This window comes from Nocardia sp. NPDC003999, from assembly GCF_053604885.1.
Genome location: NZ_JBSGIB010000011.1, coordinates 126,339 through 151,516, shown reverse-complemented (window position 1 = coordinate 151,516; position 25,178 = coordinate 126,339). Strand labels below are relative to the sequence as shown.

The 25,178-nt window shown below is 69.3% G+C and carries 25 protein-coding genes; 13 read left to right on the top strand and 12 right to left on the bottom strand.

The genetic code is table 11. From position 1 onward, the window contains the following. Positions 1–36: 36 nt before the first annotated feature. Positions 37–1,284 (bottom strand): alpha/beta hydrolase, encoded by a 1,248-nt coding sequence (locus ACWESM_RS22355; RefSeq protein WP_364429970.1) that lies wholly within the window; start codon positions 1,282–1,284, stop codon positions 37–39. 345 nt (positions 1,285–1,629) lie between these two features. Here ACWESM_RS22355 and ACWESM_RS22350 point away from each other — a divergent pair, with 345 nt between their 5' ends. Further along, complete coding sequence (locus ACWESM_RS22350; protein WP_364429967.1) at positions 1,630–1,998, top strand: Rv3235 family protein; 369 nt, start codon at positions 1,630–1,632, stop codon at positions 1,996–1,998. Between the two features lie 9 nt (positions 1,999–2,007). On the opposite strand, the gene ACWESM_RS22345 is transcribed toward ACWESM_RS22350, so the two are convergent. Further along, the gene (locus ACWESM_RS22345; protein ID WP_452493511.1) at positions 2,008–2,793 is read right to left on the bottom strand and encodes a DODA-type extradiol aromatic ring-opening family dioxygenase; all 786 of its coding nucleotides are present in this window, start codon (positions 2,791–2,793) and stop codon (positions 2,008–2,010) included. Between the two features lie 92 nt (positions 2,794–2,885). On the opposite strand from ACWESM_RS22345, the gene ACWESM_RS22340 reads away from it, so the two are divergent. Beyond that, complete coding sequence (locus ACWESM_RS22340; protein WP_364429962.1) at positions 2,886–3,335, top strand: MarR family winged helix-turn-helix transcriptional regulator; 450 nt, start codon at positions 2,886–2,888, stop codon at positions 3,333–3,335. A gap of 1 nt (position 3,336) precedes the next feature. Here ACWESM_RS22340 and ACWESM_RS22335 read toward each other — a convergent pair whose 3' ends face one another. After that, on the bottom strand, positions 3,337–4,239 hold the full coding sequence (locus tag ACWESM_RS22335; protein WP_355075746.1) for a cutinase family protein: 903 nt from the start codon (positions 4,237–4,239) through the stop codon (positions 3,337–3,339). A 220-nt stretch (positions 4,240–4,459) separates the two neighbouring features. After that, positions 4,460–5,059 carry a TetR/AcrR family transcriptional regulator gene (locus ACWESM_RS22330; protein ID WP_364429959.1) on the bottom strand — a complete coding sequence of 200 codons (600 nt, stop codon included), beginning with the start codon at positions 5,057–5,059 and terminating at the stop codon, positions 4,460–4,462. A 108-nt stretch (positions 5,060–5,167) separates the two neighbouring features. Between ACWESM_RS22330 and ACWESM_RS22325 the strand changes: the two genes are divergently transcribed. Next, positions 5,168–6,187, top strand: a complete 1,020-nt coding sequence (locus ACWESM_RS22325) for a crotonase/enoyl-CoA hydratase family protein (protein WP_355075750.1) — start codon at positions 5,168–5,170, stop codon at positions 6,185–6,187. A 103-nt stretch (positions 6,188–6,290) separates the two neighbouring features. Here the strand turns inward: ACWESM_RS22325 and ACWESM_RS22320 are convergent, their stop codons facing one another. Beyond that, positions 6,291–8,858 carry an MFS transporter gene (locus ACWESM_RS22320; protein WP_364429955.1) on the bottom strand — a complete coding sequence of 856 codons (2,568 nt, stop codon included), beginning with the start codon at positions 8,856–8,858 and terminating at the stop codon, positions 6,291–6,293. 9 nt (positions 8,859–8,867) lie between these two features. Continuing rightward, positions 8,868–9,365, bottom strand: a complete 498-nt coding sequence (locus tag ACWESM_RS22315) for a MarR family winged helix-turn-helix transcriptional regulator (protein WP_355075754.1) — start codon at positions 9,363–9,365, stop codon at positions 8,868–8,870. Between the two features lie 134 nt (positions 9,366–9,499). Here ACWESM_RS22315 and ACWESM_RS22310 point away from each other — a divergent pair, with 134 nt between their 5' ends. Then, positions 9,500–10,309: an APH(3'') family aminoglycoside O-phosphotransferase gene (locus ACWESM_RS22310; protein WP_452493506.1), complete on the top strand. Its 810-nt coding sequence runs from the start codon at positions 9,500–9,502 to the stop codon at positions 10,307–10,309. A gap of 5 nt (positions 10,310–10,314) precedes the next feature. On the opposite strand, the gene ACWESM_RS22305 is transcribed toward ACWESM_RS22310, so the two are convergent. Continuing rightward, positions 10,315–10,638, bottom strand: coding sequence for a YbjQ family protein (locus ACWESM_RS22305; protein ID WP_355075979.1), 324 nt, complete (start codon positions 10,636–10,638; stop codon positions 10,315–10,317). 360 nt (positions 10,639–10,998) lie between these two features. Between ACWESM_RS22305 and ACWESM_RS22300 the strand changes: the two genes are divergently transcribed. Together ACWESM_RS22300 and ACWESM_RS22295 are read left to right on the top strand one after the other, a co-directional pair. Further along, positions 10,999–11,673 (top strand): hypothetical protein, encoded by a 675-nt coding sequence (locus ACWESM_RS22300; protein ID WP_364429950.1) that lies wholly within the window; start codon positions 10,999–11,001, stop codon positions 11,671–11,673. A gap of 110 nt (positions 11,674–11,783) precedes the next feature. After that, positions 11,784–13,058: a lipase family protein gene (locus ACWESM_RS22295; RefSeq protein WP_364429947.1), complete on the top strand. Its 1,275-nt coding sequence runs from the start codon at positions 11,784–11,786 to the stop codon at positions 13,056–13,058. 18 nt (positions 13,059–13,076) lie between these two features. Here ACWESM_RS22295 and ACWESM_RS22290 read toward each other — a convergent pair whose 3' ends face one another. Together ACWESM_RS22290 and ACWESM_RS22285 are read right to left on the bottom strand one after the other, a co-directional pair. After that, complete coding sequence (locus ACWESM_RS22290; RefSeq protein WP_364429944.1) at positions 13,077–14,132, bottom strand: phosphotransferase family protein; 1,056 nt, start codon at positions 14,130–14,132, stop codon at positions 13,077–13,079. Then, positions 14,129–15,337 carry an acyl-CoA dehydrogenase family protein gene (locus ACWESM_RS22285; RefSeq protein ID WP_397279199.1) on the bottom strand — a complete coding sequence of 403 codons (1,209 nt, stop codon included), beginning with the start codon at positions 15,335–15,337 and terminating at the stop codon, positions 14,129–14,131. Before ACWESM_RS22285 ends, ACWESM_RS22290 begins: the two co-directional genes overlap by 4 nt. A gap of 90 nt (positions 15,338–15,427) precedes the next feature. On the opposite strand from ACWESM_RS22285, the gene ACWESM_RS22280 reads away from it, so the two are divergent. After that, complete coding sequence (locus ACWESM_RS22280) at positions 15,428–16,039, top strand: TetR/AcrR family transcriptional regulator (protein ID WP_356967033.1); 612 nt, start codon at positions 15,428–15,430, stop codon at positions 16,037–16,039. Positions 16,040–16,445: 406 nt separating this feature from the next. After that, positions 16,446–18,014 carry a hypothetical protein gene (locus ACWESM_RS22275; protein WP_452493503.1) on the top strand — a complete coding sequence of 523 codons (1,569 nt, stop codon included), beginning with the start codon at positions 16,446–16,448 and terminating at the stop codon, positions 18,012–18,014. Positions 18,015–18,101: 87 nt separating this feature from the next. Here the strand turns inward: ACWESM_RS22275 and ACWESM_RS22270 are convergent, their stop codons facing one another. After that, the gene (locus ACWESM_RS22270; RefSeq protein ID WP_355075767.1) at positions 18,102–18,638 is read right to left on the bottom strand and encodes a PadR family transcriptional regulator; all 537 of its coding nucleotides are present in this window, start codon (positions 18,636–18,638) and stop codon (positions 18,102–18,104) included. Positions 18,639–18,779: 141 nt separating this feature from the next. On the opposite strand from ACWESM_RS22270, the gene ACWESM_RS22265 reads away from it, so the two are divergent. The 4 genes from ACWESM_RS22265 to ACWESM_RS22250 all read left to right on the top strand — a co-directional run bounded on the left by ACWESM_RS22265 (position 18,780) and on the right by ACWESM_RS22250 (position 21,899). Continuing rightward, positions 18,780–19,652, top strand: coding sequence for an SDR family NAD(P)-dependent oxidoreductase (locus tag ACWESM_RS22265; protein ID WP_452493500.1), 873 nt, complete (start codon positions 18,780–18,782; stop codon positions 19,650–19,652). Further along, positions 19,649–20,491, top strand: a complete 843-nt coding sequence (locus tag ACWESM_RS22260; RefSeq protein ID WP_364429931.1) for an SDR family NAD(P)-dependent oxidoreductase — start codon at positions 19,649–19,651, stop codon at positions 20,489–20,491. The genes ACWESM_RS22265 and ACWESM_RS22260 overlap by 4 nt, the downstream gene beginning before the upstream one ends. Positions 20,492–20,554: 63 nt before the next feature. After that, positions 20,555–21,160 carry a ClpP family protease gene (locus ACWESM_RS22255; RefSeq protein WP_364429928.1) on the top strand — a complete coding sequence of 202 codons (606 nt, stop codon included), beginning with the start codon at positions 20,555–20,557 and terminating at the stop codon, positions 21,158–21,160. 145 nt (positions 21,161–21,305) lie between these two features. Next, on the top strand, positions 21,306–21,899 hold the full coding sequence (locus tag ACWESM_RS22250; RefSeq protein ID WP_452493498.1) for a ClpP family protease: 594 nt from the start codon (positions 21,306–21,308) through the stop codon (positions 21,897–21,899). Here the strand turns inward: ACWESM_RS22250 and ACWESM_RS22245 are convergent, their stop codons facing one another. Continuing rightward, positions 21,900–22,286 carry a helix-turn-helix domain-containing protein gene (locus ACWESM_RS22245; RefSeq protein ID WP_364429924.1) on the bottom strand — a complete coding sequence of 129 codons (387 nt, stop codon included), beginning with the start codon at positions 22,284–22,286 and terminating at the stop codon, positions 21,900–21,902. It lies immediately after the preceding gene. A gap of 129 nt (positions 22,287–22,415) precedes the next feature. Between ACWESM_RS22245 and ilvD the strand changes: the two genes are divergently transcribed. Next, positions 22,416–24,122, top strand: a complete 1,707-nt coding sequence (ilvD, locus tag ACWESM_RS22240) for a dihydroxy-acid dehydratase (protein WP_355075779.1) — start codon at positions 22,416–22,418, stop codon at positions 24,120–24,122. Between the two features lie 314 nt (positions 24,123–24,436). Here the strand turns inward: ilvD and ACWESM_RS22235 are convergent, their stop codons facing one another. After that, entirely contained in the window at positions 24,437–25,165 is a 729-nt protein-coding gene (locus ACWESM_RS22235) for an alpha/beta fold hydrolase (protein WP_397279207.1), read from the bottom strand. Between the last annotated feature and the right edge of the window lie 13 nt (positions 25,166–25,178).

Sequence of the window (25,178 nt, the reverse complement as noted above, 5' to 3'; positions counted from 1 at the left end):
TGCCCGAGTATTCCCCGCGCGGCGGTGTGACGCCGGTTACGGCAGGTATTCCGCCAGCCAGGTCCTGGTGAGTTCGCGGGTGACCCGCGCGCCCGTGTCGAGTTCGGTGGTGCCGAAGGCGTGTTCCACGTAAGGCAGCTCGACGTAGCGCTGCGGGACGCCCGCGGTCTCGAGCGCGGCGGCGTAGGCCGCGGTGTGCTCGGCGCGCACCAGGTGATCGCTGGACCCCTGGATCAACAGGGTGGGTGGGGAGGCTGCGCTGACGTGCGGAGCGGAGCTCGTCGCGGTGTAGCGCTCGGGATACTGTTCGGGCGTACCGCCGAGATACTGCCGGGCCGCGTCGACGCCGAGCGCGGTCTCGGTGCCGGAAGCGGTGAGATCGACCGCCGGGTACAGCGCGACCGCGGCGCGCACCTCGGGCAGCTCCTCCGCGCTGCCACAGCTGGGCCGCAAGGCGCTCGCGTTGATCTTGTTCGCGACGTTGACGGCCAGATTGCCGCCCGCCGACTCGCCGAACGTGGCGATCCGCCGCAGGTCCCAGTTGTACCGCTGCGCGTTCGCGGCGGCCCAGGTCAGCGCGCAGGCGACGTCGGCGTCCGCGGTGTCCCAGCGGTGCTCGGTCGCGCCGGAGAGGCGGTAGTCGACGTCGAGGACGGCGTATCCGTTGTCGGCCAGCCAGGTCGTGTAGGCGTCGGTGCCGCGGCTGCCCGCGACGAACGCGCCGCCGTGGATGCTCACCACCAGTGGGGCCGGGGCCGGTCCCGGGGCGGGCAGATACAGATCCGCCTGGATCGGCTGCCCGTCGACGGTCGCGTAGGTGACGGTCTCGTCCGGCGCGTCACCGACGGTGCTGAACGGGACGGCCGGGGCGAACGGAACCCAGACGCCCGCCGCGTCGTGCGCCGCGAACACCAGCGTCGCGCTCGTGACTACGGACAGCACCAGGCCGACGACAGCCACGCCGGTCACCGCGGCCGCCGGGCGCCGTCCCCGCTCGCCGGAGCGAAGCGCGGTGAGCGCGAGCCCGGTCGCTGCCACCGCCAGCACCATGTTCCACGAGCCGAGCGCGTCACGGACCGAGCCGAGCAAGAGCACCGCCGACTGCACGATCGCGTTGCCCAGCAGCGGCATCATCCAGGAAACCGGCAGGATCGCGATCAATTGGCCGAGCGCGAGATACCCGGCGAGGACTCCGGCGGATACCAGCAGCGCGAGGCGGGCCAGGCGAGGCGGGGTCGCGGATTCTCCGGGCACGGTCACATCCGCTCCTGGCTCGTCGGTCATCCAAGGTCTCCGTTTCCGGTCGGGGCTGCCCTCCAACCTAGGTCGGTCTTCGTGCGTGCCGGATGCGGGTGCTGGTGAGTCGGGGCGGAATCGGGTAGCCGACTACGCGCGTTTTCCCGTGTCTCGTCCGCAGAATCGGTCGTCACAGGGTTTCGACATCGGGGTTTCGAAGGGATTTGCATGGCTGGTTATCACGATTGGTTGGCGCCTGCTCCGAATCCGGAGCCGCCCTTGGACAGCCGCGGGCGCGCCGAAGTTCGCGATCCCGCGCCGGCACGGGCGCTACCTTGCCGCACGCGGACGCGCGCTGTGTCCGGCCGGTCGAGTGCCGGGATCCGTAGCGCGGTGCGGCGTAGTCATGCGTCCGCCGCGCAGGCGGGGGACGAAACCCGCTCGGCGGCACGCCGGTTCGCCGAGTCAGCGGTGCGCATCGTCCTCGAGGTACTCGACCGTAGGAGACCCGTACCGCAACTGGCCGCGGTCGCCGACGCCACGGTCGTCGCCGCGGTGCGCACATTGCTCGCCGCCGGTCTGGTGCCCGGTCACGCACTCGGCGTCGCGGTGCCGATCCGGGTGAGCGTGGCGCTCGTGGATGCCAGGACCGCCGAGGTCTTCGCCGCATATGCCCGTGGCGGTCGCCGTTTCGCCGTGGCGGCGAGGATCGTCCGGACGCGCTCGGCGGGCTGGCGGCTGACGGCGCTGCGCATCCGATGACGTGGTGCGTCAGCCGAGCTGGACGGATCGGCGCGCCATGCCGAACCAGTAGCCGTCGATGACGGTGCGCAGCGCGCCGAGGTCGTCTTCGCCCGCGCCGAGTGCGACGAACAGCGGTGCGAAGTGCTCGGCGCGGGGGTGGGCCAGGCGCGCGGCGGGAGCTTTCCGCTCGAAATCGAGCAGTGCGTCCAGGTCGTGTGCGGCCAGCGCGTCGCGGCCCCACTCGTCGAATTCGGCGGTGAAGGAGTGCACGTGTTCGTCGTCGGCCGTCAGGGCGCGCAGGTTGTGGGTGAAGAAACCGCTGCCGACGATCAGCACGCCCTCGTCGCGCAGGGGCGCCAGCTTCCGTCCGATGTCCAGCAGCGCCCCAGGGTCCAGCGTCGGCATGGACAGTTGCAACACCGGGACGTCGGCGTCCGGGTACATCTCCTTCAGCGGCACGTAGGCGCCGTGGTCGAGCCCGCGCGCCGGGACGTCGGCCACGGCGACGCCGGGTCCGCGCAACAGGTTTCGCACCTTCTCGGCCAGCTCCGGCGCGCCCGGCGCGGGATAGCGCACCTGGTAGTACCGCCCGGGGAAGCCCCAGAAGTCGTAGACCAGCGGCACCGTCTCGGTGGCGCCGAGCGCGATCGGCGCGGCCTCCCAGTGCGCGGAGACGATCAGGATCGCCCGGGGGCGCGGCAATGCGCCCGACCACGCCGCCAGTTCGGTGGGCCAGCTCGCGTGATCGGCCAGTGGCGGAGCGCCGTGGGAGAGATAGAGCACCGGCATTCTTCCGGTGTTCACGCTGGTCATGGCGCTCCTCCTTGTTCGGCCGCAGGTAGTTCGAATTCGAACTAAACGGTAGCTGATTGTTCAAATTTGAACAATATGGTTAGGGTGGAGCTGTGGAGACCAGGTGGCTGAACGCGCGCGAGATGCAGGTGTGGCACAGCTTCCTCGCGGCGGGCGCGCTGGTGGACCGTGAGGTGGAACGGCAGCTCAAGCGGGAAGGGCTGTCGCACACGCAGTACGAGGTGCTGGTGCGGCTCGCGGACGCGCCGGAGGGCCGCCTGCGGATGACCGAACTCGCCGACGCGCTCTACACCTCCAAAAGCGGGCTGACCTACCAGGTGACGCAATTGGAGAAGGCCGGACTGCTGGTGCGCGAGGCCTGCCCGACCGACGTGCGCGGGGTCATCGCCGTGCTCACCGGCGCGGGCCGGGAACGGCTGGCGCAGATCGCGCCGGACCATGTCGCGACCGTCCGCCGCGTCCTCGTCGACGTGCTCAGCGCCGCTCAGCAGAGCGCCGTCGCGGAGGGCCTGGGCGAGGTCGCGCGGCGGCTCGCGCCCTGACTCAGGCCAGCGACGCCAGCCAGTCGTGCATCCACGACAGCGCGGTCGCGCCGCCGCCGACGCGGTAGCTGCCGTAGGCGGTGTGCGCCTCGGAGCGGTAGAACTGGTCCAGCAACCGGGCCCGTTCCTGGTTCGCCGACTCCGACAACTGGCTCTGCAGCAACGGGATTCCGCCGTTGGACATCAGATCGCCGACGATGGCGCCCATTTCCATCTGGTAGCGCCAGAGATCGGCCGGGTCGGGATGGGAGGTCTGGGCCAGGAAGCCGGCGAACCGGGTCACGAAATCGTCCGACGCCGTGGTGCAGTACAGATCGCCGACCGCGCAGATGGTGCGGGTCTGCGGGCTGACGAAGCCGAAGCCGCCGATGCGGGGACCGCCCGCGCCCGCGCCGCCCACCGGCGGACCGACCAGCGCGTCGGTGGGGGAGCGGCGCGGATCGGAGATGAGTCCGACCGCCGCGATCCGGTACGGCGGCACGACGCCGATCCCGGTGCCGATCTCGGCGGCCAGATCGCCCGCGGCGTCCGCGCCCTGGCTGTAGCCGAGCAATGCGATCTTGGTCGCGCCGCACGCCCTGGCCATCGCTCCGATCATGCCGCGCGCGTTGTCGACGGCCTCGCGTTTGGACGCGCCGTAAACCTCGGTCTCCCAAGGGAAGGCGGTCGCGGCGTAGCTGACGTAGTCGACCCGCACCGAGGACGGCAGGCCGTTGGTGACTCCGGCCAGCATCCCGGGGCCGGGGCGCTCGCCATCGGTGGTGGTTTCCCAGGTGCCCGGGATGGCCACCACGTACATGCTCGGGCACTCGGGCTCGGCGACGGCGGGCCCGCTGCCCGGCCCTACGCACGACAGCGCCATCGCCGTGAAACCGATAGCCGCCGAGATCCACTTCGATCGCATGGCGTTTGCTCCTGGTAGTACAGGCGCCGCAGGCGCTCCCCGGCAGGAAAGGCCTTCGCCGGCGCCGCGCGGTGGTCGAACCCGGCCCCGTCGAAGGCTGCATTGAGACTCGGTGGTCTCAAAGTGCAGCCAGGATAGCGAGAGTGTGTGAGACGGCACAATCCGGGGCACAAGTGACGCGTATCACAGCGAGTTCGGTCGCCTCGACGCTCCCTGATTGCTAAATGCCTGGTGCGAGCAGAACTGCGATGGCCTGTGCCCATCGGTCGATGGTTGCCGTGGCGGCGCGCTCCGAAGTGCGCAGCGGACGGGACATCGCGGTGCCGCGCAGGATCGCGACGGTGAGATCGCGGACGGCCGGATAGCCGGGGTGGGCGACGAGGCTCGGGCCGAACAGCGCGTCCACCACGCGCCGCAAGTCGCGCCCGGCTTCTCGTTCGGCCACGCGCAACGCCTCGGCAAGCGCCGGATCGGTCCGCGCGGCCGTCCACAGTTCGAACTCGGCTTGCGCCGCCGGTCGCGCCATCGATTCGTAGAGGGCGGTCAAGGCGCGCAGCACGGGATCGGCTCCGTCGCCGAGTCCGGCCGCGATCTCTCGTACCGCCGCTTCGTTGCGCGCGACCAGATGGCCGACCAGGTCGGTGATCAACGCGCCGAGGGTCGGGAAGTGATGCAGCAGCGCTCCGCGGCTGACCTGCGCGGCACGCTGAACGGAGAGGGTGGACAGTGCCCGGTAGCCCTGTTCGGCCAGCAGGTCGGCGGCGGCGTCGAGGATGCGGGCGCGGGTCGCCCGTTTCTGTTCCTCGCGTAGTCCGGCCATTCCGGCTCCCTCCGTCGGCGCGACATTTTCACAGTCAATGTTGACTGTCAATCGGCGTTTGCGCCAGACTGCGGAGACGGGTTCGGGACCAGCGTCGAAGGGAAAGCGATGACCGACAGTGACATCAGGGCCGATGGCGACGCGGGCGCGTGGTATCGCGGGTGGACCGAGCAGCCGGACTCACCGTGGGCCGGACGCCCGGACCCGGACGACGCACGCGAGTACCGGACGCTGACTTACGAGCGGGACGGCCGCATCGCGCGCATCACCTTCAACCGGCCGGAGAAGGGCAACGCGATCACGCCCGACACACCGAACGACCTGGCGCACGCGGTGGAACGCGCGGATCTGGACCCGCGGGTGCACGTGATCCTGTTGTCCGGGCGCGGCAAGGGATTCTGCGGCGGATACGACCTGAGCATGTTCGCCGAGCAGAGTTTCGCGGTGGCAGGCGGTCCCGGCGACGCGGCGGGGACGGTCGTCGACCCGGTGGTGCAGGGCCGCAATCACGATCCGGCGCGGACCTGGGACCCGATGATCGACTACGCGATGATGAGTCGGTTCAACCGCGGTTTCGCCAGCCTGATGCACGCGAACAAGCCGACCGTGGCCAAACTGCACGGCTTCGCCGTGGCGGGCGGCAGCGACATCGCCCTGTTCGCCGATCAGATCATCTGCGCCGACGACACCAAGATCGGCTACCCGCCCACCCGGGTCTGGGGTGTCCCGGCGGCGGGCATGTGGGCGCATCGCCTCGGCGACCAGCGCGCCAAGCGTCTGCTGTTCACCGGCGACTGCCTTACGGGCAGGCAAGCGGTGGAATGGGGCCTGGCGATCGAATCCTGGCCGGCCGACGAACTCGACGCGCGCACCGAGGAATTCGTCGCGCGGATCGCGCGCATGCCGATCAACCAGCTGATGATGGCCAAACTGGCGCTGAACTCGGCGCTGTACGCCCAGGGTGTGGCGAACTCCGGCATGATCAGCACCGTCTTCGACGGGATCTCCCGGCACACCACGGAGGGTTACGCCTTCCAAACCCGCGCTGCTACCGCCGGTTTCCGCACGGCGGTCCGGGAACGCGACGAACCATTCGGCGACCACAAACGCGGCCGGCCGGAGGGATGATTCGCTTCTGAGCCGAGTGAGAATCGGCCGAATCCACCGGCGCGAACGGCGAGGGGCGGTGGTCCGGTGACCACCGCCCCTCCTCCGTACGCCGGAAAATCCGTCAGCGGACGGGCGGGACCTTCCCGGTCGCCTCGTCCTCGAGGTCGTAGCCCAGCCGCACGTCGTGGGCCATCTCGCCGCCGCTCACCGTGATCCGGCTGGTCACCGCGGGATAGCCCCGGGCGACGACCGTGTAGTCGCCTTCGGCGAGATCCGCGACGACATAGCGGCCGTTCTCGTCGGTGCGCGTCGTCGCGGTCAGCACGCCCGCCGCGTCGAGCACGCTGATCTGCACGTCCGCGACCGCCCGGCCGCCGTCCGCCCACGCCGACCCGGCCAGCACCGCCATCGGCGTGAGAACGATGTCGTGGTGCAGCAATCCGCTGTCCGGCACGGTCAGCGCGGTCGCGCTGGGACGCATGTGCTCGGCGACCGCCACGACGGTGTATGTGCCTGGCACCACGCCGTGGCAAACGTAGCCGCCGTCGCCCTCGGCGGTCGCGGATCCGACGACCTCGCCGTCCAGATCGGTCAGCGTGATGGTCGCGCCCGGCAGCGGCTCGCCCAGGGTGCTGGACCGGACCACGCCGGACACCTCGCCGGAGCCGAGCAAGGTGATGTCGAATTGCTGCGGCCGGTCTGCGACGGTCACGTTGACCGCGGCGGGCTGATGTCCCGCGGCCGACACGATCAGCACGTAGTTGCCCGCGTCGGGCACGCCGACGAGGTAACTGCCGTCCGCGCCGCCGTTCGTCCGCGCGGCCTGCCGCCCCTGATGGTCGATCAGCGTGAGTGCGGCGGCGGGCACCGGCCTGCCGTCCTCGCGATGGACGTAGCCGTTGAGCGAACGGCCTTCGTGCTCGGCGCCATCGAAATTCGCCCGCGGCTCGCGCAGGTACGCGCCGTTGGCCGCCGGTTCGCCCGAGGCGTAGCCGCCCGCGGCCGCGGCGAGCACCGGTTCCGGCTCCGACAGCGCCTGCGCGGCGCCCTCCCAGACCTGATCCGCGTCCCAGTGCGACTCGGCGGCCTCGGTCTGCTCGACCGGCGTCTGCGCGGCGGGCGCCGGAGTGTCCTGGAGCGGGATCTCTTTCATGAACATCAGCACCACGCAGGCCAGCAGCGCGACCGCGCCCGCCGCGTAGAACACCCCGTGCATGGAGTTGGTGAAGCCGGTGAGGATCGGCACCTTCAGCGCGTCGGGCAGCGCCGCGATGCCGCTGGTGTTGGACTGCATGCCGCTGAGCTGCTCGGTCCCGAACCCGGGTGGCAGCGCGCCGCCGAACGCGTCGGTGATCCGGTGCGGCAGCAGATTGAACAGAATGGTCAGGAACACCGCGACGCCGAGCGTGCCGCCCATCTGCCGGAAGAAGGTGGCCGACGCGGTGGAAACACCCATGTCGGAGCGCGGACCGGCGTTCTGCGCGGCGATGATCAGCGTCTGCATACAACAGCCGAGCCCGAGCCCGATCAGTCCGCCGATGGCCAGCGGCTGCCACAGCGGGCTGTCGTAGTGCACCTGCGCGTACAGGACCGCGCCGACCGCGACGATGAACGTGCCCGTCACCGGCAGGATCTTGTAGCGGCCCGTGCTCTTGGTGATCCGCCCCGCGGCCTGCGAGCCGATCATGATGCCGAGCACCAAGGGCAGCATCAGCAGACCGGCCTTGGTCGGCGAGTAGCCGCGCACGACCTGGAAGTACTGCGGAACCATGGTGATCGCGCCGAACATCGCGACGCCGACGATGAATCCGCCCGCGATGGTGACGCTGAAGGTCGAATTCTTGAACAGCCGCAACGGGATCAGCGCGGAGTCCTTCATGAAGAACTCGACCAGGAGGAACAGCACCAGACCCGCCGCGCCGATGCCGTAGCAGAGCAGCGAGCGGTGCGAGGACCATCCCCAGTGCCTGCCTTGTTCGGCGACGATCAGCAGCGGCACCACGCAGATGGTCAGCGTCAGCGCGCCGAACCAGTCGATCCGGTGATGCTGGCGCTGGTGCGGCACGTTGAGCACCTTGGCGACCACGAGCAGGGCGAGCACGCCGACCGGGACGTTCACCAGGAACACCCACCGCCAGCCCTCGATGCCGCCGAGCTGTTCGTAGTCGGAGAAGAAGCCGCCGAGCACCGGGCCCAGCACCGTGGCCGTGCCGAAGACCATCATGAAATAGCCCTGGTAACGCACTCGTTCGCGCGCCGGGACGATGTCGCCGATGATGGTGAACGCCAGCGACATCAGGCCGCCCGCGCCCAGGCCCTGGAACGCGCGGAACGCGGCGAGCTGGTACATCGAGGTGGCGAAGGTGCACGCCACCGAACCGATCACGAACAGGCTGATCGCCGTGAGGTAGAACGGCTTACGGCCGTAGATGTCGGCCAATTTGCCGTACAGCGGCGTGGTGATCGTGGCGGTGATCAGGTAAGCGGTGGTCGCCCAGGCCTGTTCGTCGAAACCGTGCAGGCTGTTGGCGATCTTGACGATCGCGACGCTGACGATGTTCTGGTCGAGCGCGGCCAGGAACATGCCGAGCAGCAGCCCGGACAGGATGGTCAGGATCTGCCGGTGCGACAGTGACGTGTCCGCGCCTGCGGCCGGGTTCCGCGGAGCCCGGGTGGTGGAAGTCGTCATGAATGAGCCCTATTTCGGATCGGCTGGGTGTCGGGTGGTGGTCTCTATTCCTGCGGTGAGCCGGTCGAGCAGCGCGGTCAAGGTGTCGCGGTCCGATGCGGGCCAGTCGGCCAGGATGTCGGCCAGCCACCGGTTGCGCTGGGCACGATTCTCCTCGAAGACGCGAACGCCTTCCGCGGTGGCCGCAAGCACGCACGCCCGGCCGTCGACCGGGTCGGCCCGGCGCTCGACCAGGCCGTGTGCCACGAGTTGTCTGCTCTGTCTGCTGATGGTGGATGCCTCGGCGTGCAGCAGTTCGGCGAGCCTGCCCGCGCGCTGCGGTCCCTCGTGCACGAGGGAGAACAGCACGGCGTAGGCGAGTCGCTCCAGTCCGTCCGGACCCGGCCGGACGGGCTGCCATTTCGCCCGGTTGACCGCGCGCATGAACCGGACCAGCCGCTGACCGAGTTCGTCGGCGGCCGCGAGTTCGGCCGCCGTGATCCGGCGCTCGCGAGCGGTTGCGGACATGACACTCACCTCGATGTTCCCCACCAGCACATTGATTGGCAACCACAACTAGTTGCTTTAAGCAACTATACATCCGGGTTGCCGGGGGTCTGCGAGGTGGGTCACGCGCCGGTTCCGTTGCTACCGTCGATGGCGTGTCCGAGTCGCTTGTCCGCTTCCGTGCCGCCTTGCCGTCCGATTGCCGATGGGCGCCGGTCGGCAGCGGGGAGTCCGGCGCCGAGGTGTTCCGGTCCGCCGACGGCTCCCGCTACGCCAAGTGTGCCGATCCCGGTGGGGTCGCGGACCTCGCGCTGGAGCGGGACAAGATCGTCTGGCTCGACAGCCACGATATGCCCGGCCCCCGGGTGCTGGACTGGCGGGACGGCGACGATGGCCCCTGCCTGGTGACCAGCGCGGTCCCGGGCGTGCCCGCGGACGCGGTATCCGGCGAGACACTGGGCCGCGCTTGGGAATCCATCGCGGACACGGTGCGGCGCCTGCACGAGGTGCCCACCGAGCAGTGCCCGTTCGATCGTGGCCTGGCGCGGATGTTCGCGATGGCCCAGGACGTGGTGGTCCGGGGTGCGGTGCACACCGAGTTCCTCCCCGAGGAACAGCAGGGCACTCCGCCCACCGTCCTGCTCACCAGGCTGGCCGGTGAGCTGGAGCCGAGGATGACTCAGGAGTTCGCCGAAGCCGTGGTGTGCCACGGCGATCTGTGCCTGCCCAACATCATCCTCGATCCGGAAACGCACACGGTGGCCGGTTTCGTCGACCTCGGGCGTCTCGGCATCGCCGACCCCTACGCCGATATCGCCTTGCTGCTCGCCAATTCCCGGGAGTCATGGCAAGACGAGCGGCGCGCCGAACAGGCCGACCGGACATTCGCCGCCCGCTACGGCATCGAGCTGGATGCCGATCGTCAGCGCTTCTTCCTCCATCTGGACCCGCTGACCTGGGGTTAGCTCGATCAGGCAGAGGGTTTGAGCAGAACGGCGGTGCCGTACGCCGCCACCTCGCTCATCGTCCCGGCGATCTCGTTGCAGTCGAAGCGCATCGCGATGACCGCGTTCGCGCCGAACGACATGGCGTGCTGACACATCCGCATGATCGCCTCGTGCCGCGACTGGTAGAGCAGCTGGGTGTACTCGGGGATCTCCCCGCCGCCCAGCGAACGGAAACCGGCGCTGAAGTTCGAGCCGAAGCTGCGGCTGCGCACGGTCAGCCCGGCGACCTCGCCGAAGACCCGGGCGATCTCCTGTCCGGGAACGTCGTTCATGGTCGAGACCAGGATGGGGAACTGCGGTCCCGGCGGCGGGGGCGGAGGATACGGCTGCGGCGGCTGGTGCGCGGGATGTTGCGGATAGGGCGGCGGCATCGGCTGGCTCATGAGCGGGATGCTACGGCGGCAGGGCGGCCGCGTCGCTTCCGTCCGCGGCGAGATCGCCCGGAGGCCCGGAATCGCACCGACCGCCCGGTCCCGATCGGCCGGTTTCGCGTGTTCCGGGACTGTCGTGGCGGAGTTCGTCCTTGCCTGTTGAGCATTCGACCGACAGAATCCGAAGAGATATGCAATGTTGTTATTGCGCAACGGCATTGAGAGGGAACCCACGGTGGCCGAATAGGCACCGGTAAAAGGGGGTGCGGCGAGATCATGTCGTCGAACACGTCCGAGCCCGGCGGCCGACGCGCCCGCCCGGGCCAGGTCGGGGCCGGACGCGTGCCCACGTGGCCCGGGATGATCTCCGCCGACGAGCCGCCGCCGCGCCGGGAACGCGACCGGCATCGGACCCACCGCGATCGACGCCGTGCCCGGCGCGGCGCTCGGCGCGCGTGGCTGGTCGGCGGTGCCGGGCTGGCCGCCTCGCTCGCCGCGGCCGCGCTGGTCCTGGTCTACACCGACGCGGCGTCGGCTCCCCGGCAATCGGCCACGGTAGCGGACCCGGTGCTCGGCGGCGGTCCCGGCTGTGAGCCGACCCGGGGCGCACAGTTGGTGCGCGGCAACGGGACCGGCTCCACGGCCTCGGGGCCGGACGTGATCCTGGCCTTCCAGCACGCCTACTACGCGACCCGGTCCGGAGCGGTAGCGCGATCGTTGACGGCGCCCGACGCCGTGGTGCCGCCGGTCGCCGTAATCGATGCGGGCATCGCCTCCGTCCCCACCGGAACGCAGCACTGCGTCATGATCACCCCCATGCTCGACGGACGCTACGACGTGGTCATCACCGAGTTGCGCCCCGACGCCACGAGCCGCACCTACCGGCAGTTCGTCACCGTGGTCACCGCCGACGGCGGATCCACCATCGCCAAGATCACCGCACCGAACTGAGTCCGATCTCCCATTCGAGCGCGGGGACTTTCGTTACGATGCCACTGCCGGGGCGGTCGATCGGCGCGAAATGCGGTGCATAAGCGATCGATTCCAAGGGGAGGTCGTCGGTGGTGTTCGCACGGTGGTGCGCGGTTGTCGGAACCGCTCTTTCGGTGCTGCTGGCGATACCGGGCCCGCCGTCACAGGCGGAGCCGCAACTCCCGGCGGTGGCGGATCCGGCGCCGCCGGAGCAGGACCCCTTCTATCGGCCGCCCGCCGAGCTGATCGGCGCCCAGCGGCCCGGTGGAATCCTCGCCGCGCGGCCGGTCACCATCGCGAACCAGGCGCCAGGGGCGCTGGATGCCGAGGCATGGCAGATCTCCTACCGGTCGAACAACAGCGCCGACCAGCCCATCGCCGCCGTCGCGACGCTGCTGAAACCGCCCGCGGCGAACGGGAAGCTGGTGTCGCTGCACGCCGCCGAGGATTCCACCGGACTGTTCTGCGCGCCGTCCTATACCGTGCGCCGGTCGATGGCGGCCGGTCTGCTGGACGGGCAGATCGACCCGTTGCGCAGCGCTGCGGCGCTGTTGGCGCAGGGGTGGACGGTCGTGGTGCCGGATCATCAAGGGCCGAACTCGGCGTTCGCCCACGGCCCGCTGGCCGCGCGGATCGCCCTGGACGGCATCCGCGCCGCGGAGCGGTTCGGTCCGCTGGGACTGCCTGGACCGGATACCGAGGTGGCGATGTGGGGCTATTCCGGAGGTTCGGTCCCCACGTTGCACGGCGCCGAGTCGCGCAGCTCCTACGCGCCGGAGGTGAACCTGGTCGGCGTCGTCTCCGGCGGTACCGACGTCGACCTCGAGGCGCTGTCGCTGGCGGCGAACAAGGGGCCGGGCGCGGGCCTGGTCGCGGCCGCCATCATCGGTCTGGCCCGCGAGGAGCCGGAATTGGACGCCTACCTGCGGGCGAACGCGACGCCGACGGGACGGCGGTTGCTCGACGCGAAGGACAGCGGCTGCGTGCTGTATCAGGCCGCGACGGAACCGTTCCTCGACATCGACAGCCTGGTCCAGGGCGGTCTACTGCACACGCCGGTGCTGCGCGCGGTCTTCGACCGCACCAGAATGGGCAAGTCGGTGCCCGACGCACCGGTCTTCCTCTACCACGCGACCGCGGACTGGCTCGTCCCGATCGGTCCCGCCGACGCACTCGCCGCCGCCTACTGCCGCGACCCCGCCGCTCGCGTCACCTACATCCGTGACCACGCGAGCGAACATCTGACCCTCAACACCCTTGCCGAGCAGAGCGTGGTCGCTTGGCTGCGCGACCGATTCGCCGGGATACCGGTCGCCAACGGCTGCGCCGTCGCGGATATGGGGTCCATCGCGCTCGGTCGATGACGGAGTTCGCGTGACGTGTTACTCGAGGCCCGCGACCTTCCGGCAGCGGAAATCCAGGTAGTTGATCATCTTCCAGAAATCCTTGAACGCCGGGTTCGTGGTCTGGCCGTGGTGGTAGCGGTAGTAGATCTGCTGGGCGATGACGGCCAGGCGGAACAGCCCGAAGACCTCGTAGAACGGCCAGTTCTCGGCGGAACGGCCGGTGCGCGCGCAATAGTGTTCGACGATCTGCGCGCGGGTCAGCATGCCGGGCAGGTGACTCGGCTGGCGGCGGGAGGCCCGCATGACCTCGTCGTCGTCCGCCTGCACCCAATAGGCCAGCGCGCCACCGAGATCCATCAGCGGGTCGCCCAGCGTCGCCATTTCCCAATCGAGCACACCGACGATCGCGCCGGAGCCCGACGGATCCAGCACCAGATTGTCGAGCCGGAAGTCGTTGTGGATGACAGTGGTGGCGACGTCCGCGGGCTGGTTGGCATCGAGCCAGGCCATCACCGCGGCGAAATCGCTGACATTGTCGGTGCGCGCGTTCACGAAGCGCCGCGACCACCCCGCGACTTGGCGGCCGACATAGCCCGCGCCTTTGCCGATTCCGGTGAGACCGGCCGCCTCGGGGTCGACCTGGTGCAATTCGATCAGGCAGTCGAAAGCCGTGGTGGACAACCGCTTCGCCTGATCGGGGGACAGGCTGGTGCCCTCCGGCAGATCGCCGCGCAGGATCGTCCCCGCCACCCGCTCCATCACGTAGAAATCGCTGCCGATCACGTCCGGATCGGCGCACCGGGCCACCATCCGCGGCACATAGCGATAGTGCGGACGCAGCCGCTCCTGCACCAGGAACTCGCGGCCCATGTCGTGCGCGGAAGCCGCCTTCGTTCCGCTCGGCGGACGGCGCAGGATCAGGTCACGATCCGGGTAGCGCAGCAGATACGTCAGATTGGACGCGCCGCCGGAGAATTGGCGCACCTCGGGCGGCTGGCTCAGACCGGGAACCCGCTCGGCGAGCCAGATGTGCAGGGCGGCGACGTCGAAGGCGTCCTCCGCGCGGACGGCGGTGGCCTCCGGAGCGCTCACCGGTCGGTCCCGTATTTACGCAGCTCCTGCCGGGCGATCACGCCGAGGTGCACCTCGTCGGGGCCGTCGGCGAAGCGCAGCGAACGAATGCCGGCGAACGCGCGCGCCAGCGGGAAGTCATCGGAAAGCCCCGCCCCGCCGTGCAATTGGATCGCCATGTCCAGCACCTCTTGGGTCATCCTCGGCACGACCGCTTTGATCTGGGAGACCTCGCTGCGCGCGCCGGCCAAGCCCTTGGTGTCCAGCAGCCAGGCGGTGTGCAGGACCAGCAACCGCGCCTGATCGATCGCGACGCGCGCGTTGGCGATGCGCTCGCGGTTCCCGCCGAGGTTGGCCAGCGGCTTGCCGAACGCGGTGCGCGACAGGGCGCGGCGACAGCCCAGTTCGAGCGCGCGCTCGGCTAGGCCGATGGCGCGCATGCAGTGGTGGATGCGGCCGGGACCGAGACGGCCCTGCGCGATCTCGAAGCCACGTCCCGGCCCGGCGATCACGGCGTCCAGCGGCAGCCGCACGTCGGTGAAAGTGACCTCGCCGTGGCCGAAGGGCTCGTCCAGGTAGCCGAAGGTGGTGAGCATCCGTTCGACCCGCACGCCCGGGGTGTCCAGCGGAACCAGCACCATCGAATGCCGCTGGTAGGGGTGCGCCTCCGGGTCGGTGAGGCCCATGAAGATGACGAACTTGCAGTTCGGGTGGCCGATGCCGGTGCTCCACCATTTGCGGCCGTTGAGCACGATCTCCTCACCGTCCACCACGGCGGTCGCGGCCATATTGGTCGCGTCGGAGGAGGCCACCTCGGGTTCGGTCATGCAGAACGCCGAGCGGATCGTGCCGTCCAGCAGCGGTCGCAGCCACTGCTGCCGCTGCTCGATGCTGCCGTAGTGCAGCAGGACCTCGGCGTTGCCGGTGTCGGGTGCGTTGCAGTTGAACACTTCCGGCGCCCACCCGGAACTGCCCATCGCCTCCGCCATCGGGGCGTAGTCGACGTTGCCCAGGCCCGCGCCGAGTTCCGGATCGGGCAGGAAGAGGTTCCACAGACCCGCGTCCCGCGCCTTCTTCTTGAGCTCCTCGACCACCGGCGGAACCGCCCATGGCGATTCCCGCAGGGCGGCGGCGTGCTCCTCGTCGCGCGGCTCGATCTCGTCGCGCACGAACTGCCGCACCTGATCGGTGAGGCGGACGGCTCGATCGGAGTGCGTGAAGTCCATACCCATCCTCGAGGTCTGCTGAGCATTGCTCAACTTCCGGTCAGGTCATTGGTAGCATATTGTTGAGCATTGCTCAATAGAGGAGGGTGGATGACCGAGGTCGCCGTGGAGCCGGGCGGCCGGCGCTCGGCGGACGACCGGCGCAGGCAGCTGATCGGAATCGGCCTGGGCATGCTGATCGACCGGCCCTGGCACCGGATCACCGTCGACGCGGTCGCGCAGCAGGCGGGCATCTCGCGCGGGCTGCTGTTCCATTACTTCCCGACCAAGCAGGACTATTACGCGCAACTCGTCCGCGCCGCGTCGCAGCGGTTCCTGCGCGCCACCGGCCCGGACCCCGACGCCGCGGACCCGCTCGCTTCGATGATCGCGAACTTCGTGAGCTACATGCGCAAGCGCAGCGGACCGCTGGTGGGGCTGCTGCGCGCCGCCGGGCAGGACCCGGTCCTCGAATCGATCATGGAGCGGATGCACGACGAACTGACCGATCGGGTGTTCGCCGCGCTCGGCAGGCCCGCGCGGTCGACCGCCGAGCGCCTGGTGGTGCGTTCGTGGTGGGCGATGGCCGAGGACCTGACGGTGCAGTGGTTGTCCCGCGACGACGTCGACCAGGACCGGCTGGACTCGTTGCTGTTCGACACGTTGTCGCGGGTGCTCGACTCGGTGGACGCCGAATGCCGGGCGGATCCGCCTGCGGAGTGAGCCGCCCGGTGCGAGAAGGCCTCCGCGATTCGGCGGGCCGGAATGGCCGCGCGAAATACTCGGTGCACGTAAATGGCGGAACGCGGTCGGCCCGGTGCCGCCGAGGGGCGAATCTCGACGGCACCGGCGTATCCGAACGCGCTGCGGGAGCGCACGCGCCGCCGCGAAGGGAAAGCGCGCCAGTTCAGCATAGAGCGATCAATGGTCTGGCGCGCGGGGAAGGAAGTGCCTGCGACCGCCGGGAAATCACGTCGCACAGCGTGTGTCGTCCGCGGCACGCCGAATAGTTTTGCGAGATGGCAAATGAACAGTTTCGCCGGTAGCGGTGGATCGACTATGAATGAAACGTGCCGTTGCCATACGTGATCACTTGTCTGCCATCGCGTCTCCCGTGCGGGGAGCGCTGATGGTCATCGAACATCCCATCGAGGACGAGGTTACACAGCTGGCGAGGCGGGTCGAGAAGGCCCGTGGACGGCTCGCCTACCAGTTCGATCCCGCGCTCACCGAGGCGCTGTCGGAGGACGAACTGTATGCCGAACGTGAGCTCGCCGAACGGATTCGCACCCAGGAGCGCGGACAGCGCTGGAAAGAGGCGCAGGCTGCCGCCGCGGCATCCGACCGCGCCAGGCAGACCACCGAAGCGATCGAGAAGGCCGACATGCGAGATCTCCTGCTCGCCCGCAAGGCGATTGCCGCGCAGCGACGCGAATCCAGCCCGCACGCGAAGCTGGCCTCGCTGTATCGGCATCGGTCCTGGTCGCTGCGCGCGCTGGCGGGTGTCGTCGCGGCGGGCATGTTGTGGTCGGCGGTCAACGTCCAGCACAACATCGCTCCCGGCGGCGCGACCGATCCGCTCTACTGGTTCAGCTACCTGCTCGAAGGCATGATCAGCGTCTGTCTGATCATCATCATGATCGGCACGAACAAGGTCGCCGAATGGGGTGTGATCGACAACCGCCGCCAGGTCGCGACGGCCGAAGTCGCCCTGCTGGCGCTGACCGTCAGCCTCAACACCTATCCCTACTTGCGCGCGGGCGCCTGGTACGACGCGGCCGTGCACGCCATCGCGCCGGTGATGATCGGTGTCGCGCTGCTCATCCACGACGCCGCGAGCGCTCGCTACGGCCTCGCCATCGCCAGGGCCACCGAGCAGGTCCGTGACCTGCCCGACCCGGCCGAGCAGATCCGGCTCACGCTGCCCAGATACCGCGCGCCGGTCGCGCCCGAGGCGCCGAGCGCTCCACCCGAACAGAGGCACTACGAACCGCCTCCTGTTGTCGCGGCGCCCCCGGAGGAGATCGTCGAGCAGGACGTGGTCGAGGTCGCCGAAATCCAGTTCCTGCCGGAGGTCTCCGACGAGCAGCCCGTGGCCACGGTGAAAGCCGAGAAGAAGCGGCCGCCGGTCGAGGCGCCCCGCAAGCCCGTGCTGCCCGAGTCCATCGAAGATCTCGACGCGATGGCGGCTTTCGACGCGCGCCCCACGTCGCCGGTGCAGGTCAAGGACACCGACGTCATCGTCACCAATGGCGGTGCGCCCGCCGCCAACGGGAAGAAGCTCGCTGCGAACGAGCCCGCACCGGTATCGGCCGCGAAGGCCGAGTCCCGGCCGGCCGCGCGCGTGCCCGCCGAAGACTCCGCGGCGAAGGTGGTCGTCCGGCAGACGCCGCCGGCCAAGCCGCGTACGCCGGTGGCCGAGGCGGAGGTCTCGACGGCCGAGATCCCGGCCGTCACCCGGCAACCGCTGGCGGACAGCAAGAGCGACAGCTCGACGCCGGAGCCGAAGAACGGCAAGGACAGCCCCGCGTCCGACGTCGCGCAAGCGCCGACGGCTCGCCCGCCGGACATCTACGACACCGGTTCGTTCCGCGTCGCCGACATCCTCGAGCAGGAACTCGCCGAACTGCAGGCCGAACGCCGCCGCGCCCGCACCAGCAGGCAGCGTTCCGCCTCCACCGCGGGTCGCGAGTCCTAGCGAGTACGCCCCCCGGTAAGGATGCCCGCCGGCGCACCACGCGCCCGGCGGGCATCGGCGTCTTCCGGTCGGAATACGCTGGGATCGTCAGGATTCCGGGTCGGACAAAGGCGCTGTCTTCGCCCACTCCGCCCACTCGGCGAGGGCGTCGTACAGTCGGACCGCGGCTTCGACCGTGACACGCATCGAGCGGGTCTGCGGGGAGTCGCCGAAGTCCCCGCGGTCTTTGGCGTTCGCGTACTCGCGGTAGATTTCCGCCTTCTCCCGGTAGAACCGGGCTTCCCTGGTGAGGTGCGCCTCCAGTTCGTCGGAGTTCAACAGCCAGAAGAACAACGAGCGCAGGACCGGTTCCAGACGGATGGTGTGGTCCACATCGACGTGCACCAGCCAGCGGCGCAACTCGGCGACGCCGTCGTCGGTGATGCGGTACTCCTTGCGCCGGCGCGGGCCCTCCGCCGCCGCCTCGACCAGTCCTTCTTCCGCGAGCCTGGTCAGCTCCCCGTAGATCTGGGGATGCTTGGCGGGCCAGATCGCGCCGAGCATCTCCTCGAATCGGCGCGTCAGGTCGTAGCCACTGCCGGGCTGGTCGGCGAGAAGTCCGAGTAACCCGTGACGCAGTGACATCGACGCTCCCTATTCCGTGATCAGTGGCCCGGCTGGAGCGTACCTCTGTCGTTCTGCCGTAGTTCACCGTCTTGACTGTTCCAACATGTAGATTTATACATGTTGCAAGGAACATGTGGTTGCCTACTTATGGAGGCTGATATGACGACTCAGAGTTCGAAGGCGGTGCTGATCACCGGTGCGGGCGGCGGAATCGGTTCCGCCACCGTCGAGGCATTCGCCGCGCGGGGCTACCGCGTCTACGCCGGAGTGCGGACGCTGCGAAACGCCCCCCGGTTCGGGCACGCGAACGTCGTGCCGGTGGAACTCGATGTGACCGACAGCGCGGGCGTTCGCCATGCGCTCGACGCGGTCGCGGCCGACCGTGGCCCAGCCGGGTTACAGGTGCTGGTGAACAACGCGGGCGTCATCGTGCAGGGGCCGCTGGAGCTGGTCCCCGACGCGGAACTGCACCGGCAGTTCGACATCAACGTCTACGGCCCGCACCGGGTCCTGGTGGCCGCACTTCCGCTGTTGCGGGCTGGCGGCGGCCGGGTGATCAACATCAGCGCGGCGAGCGCTCGCACCGCGATGCCGTACCTGGGACCGATCTCGGCGAGCAAGGCCGCGCTCGAATCGTTGTCCCACGCGGCCCGCGTCGAGCTCGCGCCCTGGGGCATCCCGGTCTCTGTGGTGGAGCCGGGCGCGCTCGAGACGACGATCTTCGCCAAGGCCGAATCGGCTGCGCGCGAAGCACTCTTGCTGGCCGACGCCGACCGTGTCGAGCTCTACCGCGCACGATTGGCCGCCGTCGATAAGGCGCTGGCGGAACAGAAGACACGGCCGGTCGGCACGGTGGTCGACGCGATCGTGCGGGCAGCCGAGGCCAGGCGGCCCAAAGACTGCTACGTCGCGAGTTCGGACGCACGCATGCTGCGGATGCTCGCGTATCTGCCTTTCCGCCTGCGCGATCGGGTGATCGCCGGTGCATTGGGCTTGGGCAAATCCGACGTAGCGGCCGGAGCGGCGCGATGAGCCGGATCGTGTTCGCCGGAGCCACGTCCGGGCTGGGACGGCAAGCGGCACTGCGGCTGGCGAAGGACGGCCACGACCTCGTGCTGGTCGGCCGCGACGCGGACAAAGGCGCGCGGCTGGCTCGCGAGACCGGTGGCCGGTTCGTGCGCGCCGATCTGGCGGTCTCGACGGGTATCGACCACGTCGCGGAGCAGGTCGCCGAGCGGTTCGACGGCGTGGACATCTTGATCAACAACGCCGGTGTCATGACGCCCGAACGTCGCGTGACCGGCGAGGGAATCGAGCTGAATCTCGCCGTCCATCATCTCGCGCCGTTCTCCCTGACCGGACGACTGCTGCCGTTGCTGTGTCGCGGCGGCGGCCGGGTGGTCAACGTCAATTCCGAAGGCCACCGGCAGTCGATGTTCCGCGCGGGCCCGGTGCGCATCGACTTCGACGACTTGCCGAGCGAGCGGAACTTCGACCCGTTCGTGACCTACAGCCGTACCAAGTTGGCCAACCTGTTGTTCACCTACGAACTGCGTCGCAGGTACCCGCAATTGACTGTGGCCGCATTGCATCCCGGCTTCGTGCGCACCGACCTCGGCCGAGAATTCCCACGGGCGCGGGTGGCGATGCTGCACCTGACGGCATTGTCCGCGCGGCAAGGCGCCGCGCCGGTCGTCCACCTGGCGACGACGCGGGATCTGGTGAACGGGGCCTATTACAACCGCTTCACCGAGACGCGCAGCTCGGACGCGTCCTACGACCGGGATACCGCGCTGCGGCTGTGGGAGGTGACCGAACGGCTGCGTGGCCCGTTCGCCGCCCCGGTTCGGGATCCCTCGCTCGACTGCTGAGAGCGGATCTGCCGAGGGCAGCAGGGGAACGGTCCGGCGCCACGCGTGCGGCACCGTGGAGCCATGGCTCACGATGACAAGACTCCGATGTTCAGCTGGCGGGCACGCGAGCAACTGCTCAGTCGCCGCATCGTCGTGCTCGACGGCGCGCTCGACGACGACAACGGGACGCTGCTGATGACCCAGCTGCTCACGCTCGCCGCCGAGGATCCCGAGGCGGGTATCTCACTGTGGATCCATTCGCCGGGCGGATCGGTCCCCTCGATGCTCGCCATCCGCGACGTCATGCGGCTGGTGCCGTGCGAAGTCTCCACGCTCGCGCTCGGATTGGCTTGCAGCGCAGGACAATTTCTCTTGTCGTCGGGCACCAAGGGTAAACGTTTCGCGCTGCCGCACGCCCGGGTGCTGATGCACCAGGGATCGGCGGGCATCGGCGGCACGGCCGTCGACGTCGAGGTCCAGGCCGACGATCTGCGCTACACCGTGGACACCGTGCTCGGGATCATCGCCGAGGACACCGGCCAGCCGTTCGATCGGATCTACGAGGATTCGCTGCACGACCGATGGTTCACGGCCGCGCAGGCCAAGGAGTACGGCTTCATCGACCACATCGTCGACTCGTTCGGGCAGGTCGTCCCGCAACGCCAGCGAATCGGGATCTCGGCATGATCGGTCAGCCCCGGAGGCGGCAGCGCAGCGTGACCACGGAGGGGCCCGATCATGCCGGAAGCGGGCACAGCATGATCGGTCAGCCCCTGAGGCGGCAGCGCGGCGTGACCACGGAGGGGCCCGATCATGCCGGAAAGGACACAGCATGAGCACCTACACCATCCCGAATGTGATCGCGCAGCATCCGCGTGGCGGGGAGCGGATCACCGACATCTACTCCCACCTGCTCGCCGAGCGCATCGTCTACCTCGGCACGCCGATCGACTCCGGGGTCGCCAACGCGCTCATCGCGCAGCTGCTGCACCTGGAATCGGAGAGCGCGGAGCAGGAGATCAACCTCTACATCAACTGCGAGGGCGGCGATCTGTCCTCCATGCTCGCCGTGTACGACACCATGCAGCACATTCGTTCGCCCATCCAGACCACCTGCGTCGGCCAGGCGATCGCGGTCGGCGCGGTGCTGCTTGCGGGCGGCGAGCCGGGCCGTCGCGCCATGCTCCCGCACGCCAGGGTGGTGCTGCACCAACCCGCCGCACGTGGACAGGGCGCGATTCCCGACCTGATCCTGCAGGCCGACGAGCTGGTGCGGTTGCGGGCGGAGATCGAGTCGATCCTGTCCCGGCACACCGGGCAGTCGGTGGAGCGACTTCGGCACGACACCGACCGCGACCGGGTCTTCACCGCGTCGGCCGCGATCGAGTACGGCCTGGTCGACCAGGTCCTGGGACGGCGCGACTGATCAGGCCGCCAGCGCCATCAGCGTGGGCCCGGTGCCGGAAAGCGGCGCCGACCGCGGCAGGAGGGCGATCCTGCGGCGCGCGCGGAGTTCGTCCGCCACCTGGCCGGTGAGCTCACCCAGCGTGGTGGCGAGCGATCCGGCCAGGGCGGCGATCATCTCGCTCGACGGCTCCTTGCGTCCCCGCTCGACCTCCGACAGATACTGCGGGGAGATACCCGCCCGCCGGGCCGTCTCGACCAGCGTCTCGCCGCGGTCCTGCCGCAGGGTGCGCAACTGTTCGCCGAGCACCTCGCGCCACAAGGGTTCCGGCGGCGTTCGCGAGTCCGGTTGAGGGGTGCGGTCATCGCGTCCACCGGGAATCGAGTGCAGTCTCGGGTGCTCGCTCATGAGCAGAGCGTACGGTTCCGGGCCGCCGGAGTGCCCGGCATTACGCTCAGGGCGGACGAGCGGCGGGTCTTCGCGAATTCGGCGTGGTCGTCGCGGTAATCGGCGCGGAGGCGAGCATGATGGGAAACCGTGCCCGAGAACTCGAAAGTCCCCGATCTGAAACCGCGCAGCCGTGACGTCACCGACGGGCTGGAGAAGACCGCCGCTCGCGGGATGTTGCGCGCGGTCGGCATGGGCGACGACGACTGGGAGAAGCCGCAGATCGGCGTGGCCTCCTCGTGGAACGAGATCACGCCCTGCAATCTGTCTCTGGAGCGACTCGCCCGGGGCTGCAAGGACGGCGTCTTCTCCGGCGGCGGCTTCCCCATGCAGTTCGGCACCATCTCGGTGTCCGACGGCATCTCCATGGGACACGAGGGGATGCACTTCTCCCTGGTCTCACGTGAGGTGATCGCCGACTCCGTCGAGACGGTGATGCAGGCCGAGCGGCTCGACGGTTCGGTGCTGCTGGCCGGCTGTGACAAATCGCTGCCCGGGATGCTGATGGCCGCGGCCCGGCTGAACCTGGCGAGCGTGTTCCTGTACGCGGGGTCGATCCTGCCCGGCATCGCGAAGCTCTCCGACGGCAGCGAGCGCGAAGTGACGATCATCGACGCCTTCGAAGCGGTCGGCGCCTGCGCCCGAGGGTTGATGAGCCGTGACGACGTCGCCGCGATCGAGCGGGCGATCTGTCCCGGCGAAGGCGCATGCGGCGGCATGTACACCGCCAACACCATGGCCAGCGCGGCCGAGGCGCTGGGCATGTCGCTGCCCGGCAGCGCGGCGCCGCCCGCGACCGACCGGCGCCGCGACGGTTACGCCCGCCGCAGCGGCGAGGCCGTGGTCGAGTTGATCCGCCAGGGCATCACCCCGTCGGACATTCTCACCAAACCCGCTTTCGAGAACGCGATCGCGGTCGTCATGGCGTTCGGCGGCTCCACCAATGCCGTGCTGCACCTATTGGCCATCGCGCACGAGGCGAATGTCGACCTGTCGCTGGACGACTTCGCGCGCATCGGTCGCCGTGTGCCGCACCTGGCGGACGTCAAGCCCTTCGGCAACCACGTGATGACCGATGTGGACCGGATCGGCGGCGTGCCGGTCATGATGAAAGCCTTGCTCGATGCCGGGTTGCTGCACGGCGACTGCCTGACCGTGACGGGACGGACGGTGGCGGAGAACCTGGCCGACATCACCCCGCCGGACCCCGACGGCAAGGTGATCCGCGCGATGGCCGCGCCGATCCATCCGACCGGTGGCATCACCATCCTCTCCGGTTCTCTCGCGCCGGATGGCGCCGTGGTCAAGTCGGCGGGTTTCGACTCCGACGTGTTCACCGGCACGGCACGGGTTTTCGATCGGGAACGGGCCGCGATGGACGCCCTCGAAGACGGCACGATCGCGGCCGGCGACGTGGTCGTCATCCGGTACGAGGGGCCGAAGGGCGGTCCCGGGATGCGCGAGATGCTGGCCATCACCGCGGCCATCAAAGGCGCGGGCCTGGGCAAGGACGTGTTGCTGCTCACCGACGGGCGGTTCTCCGGCGGCACCACGGGCCTGTGCGTCGGGCACGTCGCGCCGGAAGCCGTCGACGGCGGCCCGATCGCCTTCGTGCGTGACGGCGACCCCATTCGGCTCGATGTCGCCGAGGGCACGCTCGACCTGCTGGTCGATGCCGACGAACTCGCCCGCCGCCGCGCCGGCTGGGAACCGTTGCCGCCCCGCTACACCCGCGGCGTCCTGGCCAAGTACACGAAGCTGGTGGGCTCGGCCTCGATCGGTGCCGTCTGCGGCTGACGGATGCTCGATGCCGCGCACGACAGGGCCGAGTATCGAGGCCGCGCAGGCTGAGAACCGTTGCCGCCGATTGCATCGCAATGTCGTATCGAAGTACGCGGAGCTGGTGGCCCGGGCTCGATCAGGGCTGTGCGGCTGAGGAATTCGGTGCAGCGCAAGGCATCCGGTCTAGTACTGCGACCGCGCCTAGCTCTGTGAACTGGTTGTACGGCTCGACGGCTCGCCGCCAGTCGAGCTACGGAGGAGGGGATGGGTCGGGCCCGCGCGGGGGAATCTCCCACCGCGCGGGCCGCTTTGCGTGACCGCGCGGATCCCTAGCCGGCGGCGGCTCGGGCGATCAACTCACCGACTGCGTCGGGAGCGGACACCGAGACCGCGTGCGAGGCCGAGACCTCGACGATTTCGGCGCTCGCGCGTTCGGCCATGAACCGCTGCGCTTCCACCGGAATGTTCTTGTCCTCGCCGGTGACCAGCGCGAACGACCGGATGTCCCGCCAAGCGGTGGCGGTCGCGGGCTGTTGCAACGCGTCGAGGGCGACCGGTCGCTGGGTCGCGGCCATCAGCTCGGCCGTGGCGGCGGGCACGTCGGCGGCGAACTGCCGGTGGAATTCCGCCTGCCGGATGTAGAGCTCGGTACCAGTGCCCCCGTCGGGAAGCGGATAGGACGCGGCCCGGGTAGTGGGCCCGAGCGTCGATCCGGGGAACTTGTCGGTCAATTGCAGTGCGCTCTCGCCCACATCCGGAATGAACGCGGCGATATAGACGAGCGCTTCGACGTCGCTCCGTCCGGCGGCGGCCACCGTGATGACGCTTCCGCCGTAGGAATGGCCGACCAGAACGCTCGGCCCTTCCACGGAATCGAGTACCGACGCGACATAGGCTGCGTCACTGTCCAGACCGCGCAGTGGATTAGCGGCCGCGATCACGGGATGTCCCTGTGCGCGCAGCCGTTCGATGACCCCGTTCCAGCTGGACGAGTCGGCGAACGCGCCGTGGACCAGCACGATGGTCGGCGTGGAAGGACTGACGGGCTCGGTGCTCACAAGTGTGGTTCCT

Bases quoted from the DNA above. Each gene is read 5' to 3' on its own strand.
- ACWESM_RS22285 (WP_397279199.1), bottom strand. From the start codon at position 15,337: ATGGACTTCACGCACTCCGATCGAGCCGTCCGCCTCACCGATCAGGTG.
- ACWESM_RS22265 (WP_452493500.1), top strand. From the start codon at position 18,780: ATGACGACTCAGAGTTCGAAGGCGGTGCTGATCACCGGTGCGGGCGGC.
- ACWESM_RS22275 (WP_452493503.1), top strand. From the start codon at position 16,446: ATGGTCATCGAACATCCCATCGAGGACGAGGTTACACAGCTGGCGAGG.
- ACWESM_RS22250 (WP_452493498.1), top strand. From the start codon at position 21,306: ATGAGCACCTACACCATCCCGAATGTGATCGCGCAGCATCCGCGTGGC.
- ACWESM_RS22330 (WP_364429959.1), bottom strand. From the start codon at position 5,059: ATGGCCGGACTACGCGAGGAACAGAAACGGGCGACCCGCGCCCGCATC.
- ACWESM_RS22300 (WP_364429950.1), top strand. From the start codon at position 10,999: ATGTCGTCGAACACGTCCGAGCCCGGCGGCCGACGCGCCCGCCCGGGC.
- ACWESM_RS22345 (WP_452493511.1), bottom strand. From the start codon at position 2,793: ATGACCAGCGTGAACACCGGAAGAATGCCGGTGCTCTATCTCTCCCAC.
- ACWESM_RS22355 (WP_364429970.1), bottom strand. From the start codon at position 1,284: ATGACCGACGAGCCAGGAGCGGATGTGACCGTGCCCGGAGAATCCGCG.
- ACWESM_RS22335 (WP_355075746.1), bottom strand. From the start codon at position 4,239: ATGCGATCGAAGTGGATCTCGGCGGCTATCGGTTTCACGGCGATGGCG.
- ACWESM_RS22255 (WP_364429928.1), top strand. From the start codon at position 20,555: ATGGCTCACGATGACAAGACTCCGATGTTCAGCTGGCGGGCACGCGAG.
- ACWESM_RS22245 (WP_364429924.1), bottom strand. From the start codon at position 22,286: ATGAGCGAGCACCCGAGACTGCACTCGATTCCCGGTGGACGCGATGAC.
- ACWESM_RS22320 (WP_364429955.1), bottom strand. From the start codon at position 8,858: ATGACGACTTCCACCACCCGGGCTCCGCGGAACCCGGCCGCAGGCGCG.
- ACWESM_RS22280 (WP_356967033.1), top strand. From the start codon at position 15,428: ATGACCGAGGTCGCCGTGGAGCCGGGCGGCCGGCGCTCGGCGGACGAC.
- ACWESM_RS22260 (WP_364429931.1), top strand. From the start codon at position 19,649: ATGAGCCGGATCGTGTTCGCCGGAGCCACGTCCGGGCTGGGACGGCAA.
- ACWESM_RS22315 (WP_355075754.1), bottom strand. From the start codon at position 9,365: ATGTCCGCAACCGCTCGCGAGCGCCGGATCACGGCGGCCGAACTCGCG.
- ACWESM_RS22270 (WP_355075767.1), bottom strand. From the start codon at position 18,638: ATGTCACTGCGTCACGGGTTACTCGGACTTCTCGCCGACCAGCCCGGC.
- ACWESM_RS22325 (WP_355075750.1), top strand. From the start codon at position 5,168: ATGACCGACAGTGACATCAGGGCCGATGGCGACGCGGGCGCGTGGTAT.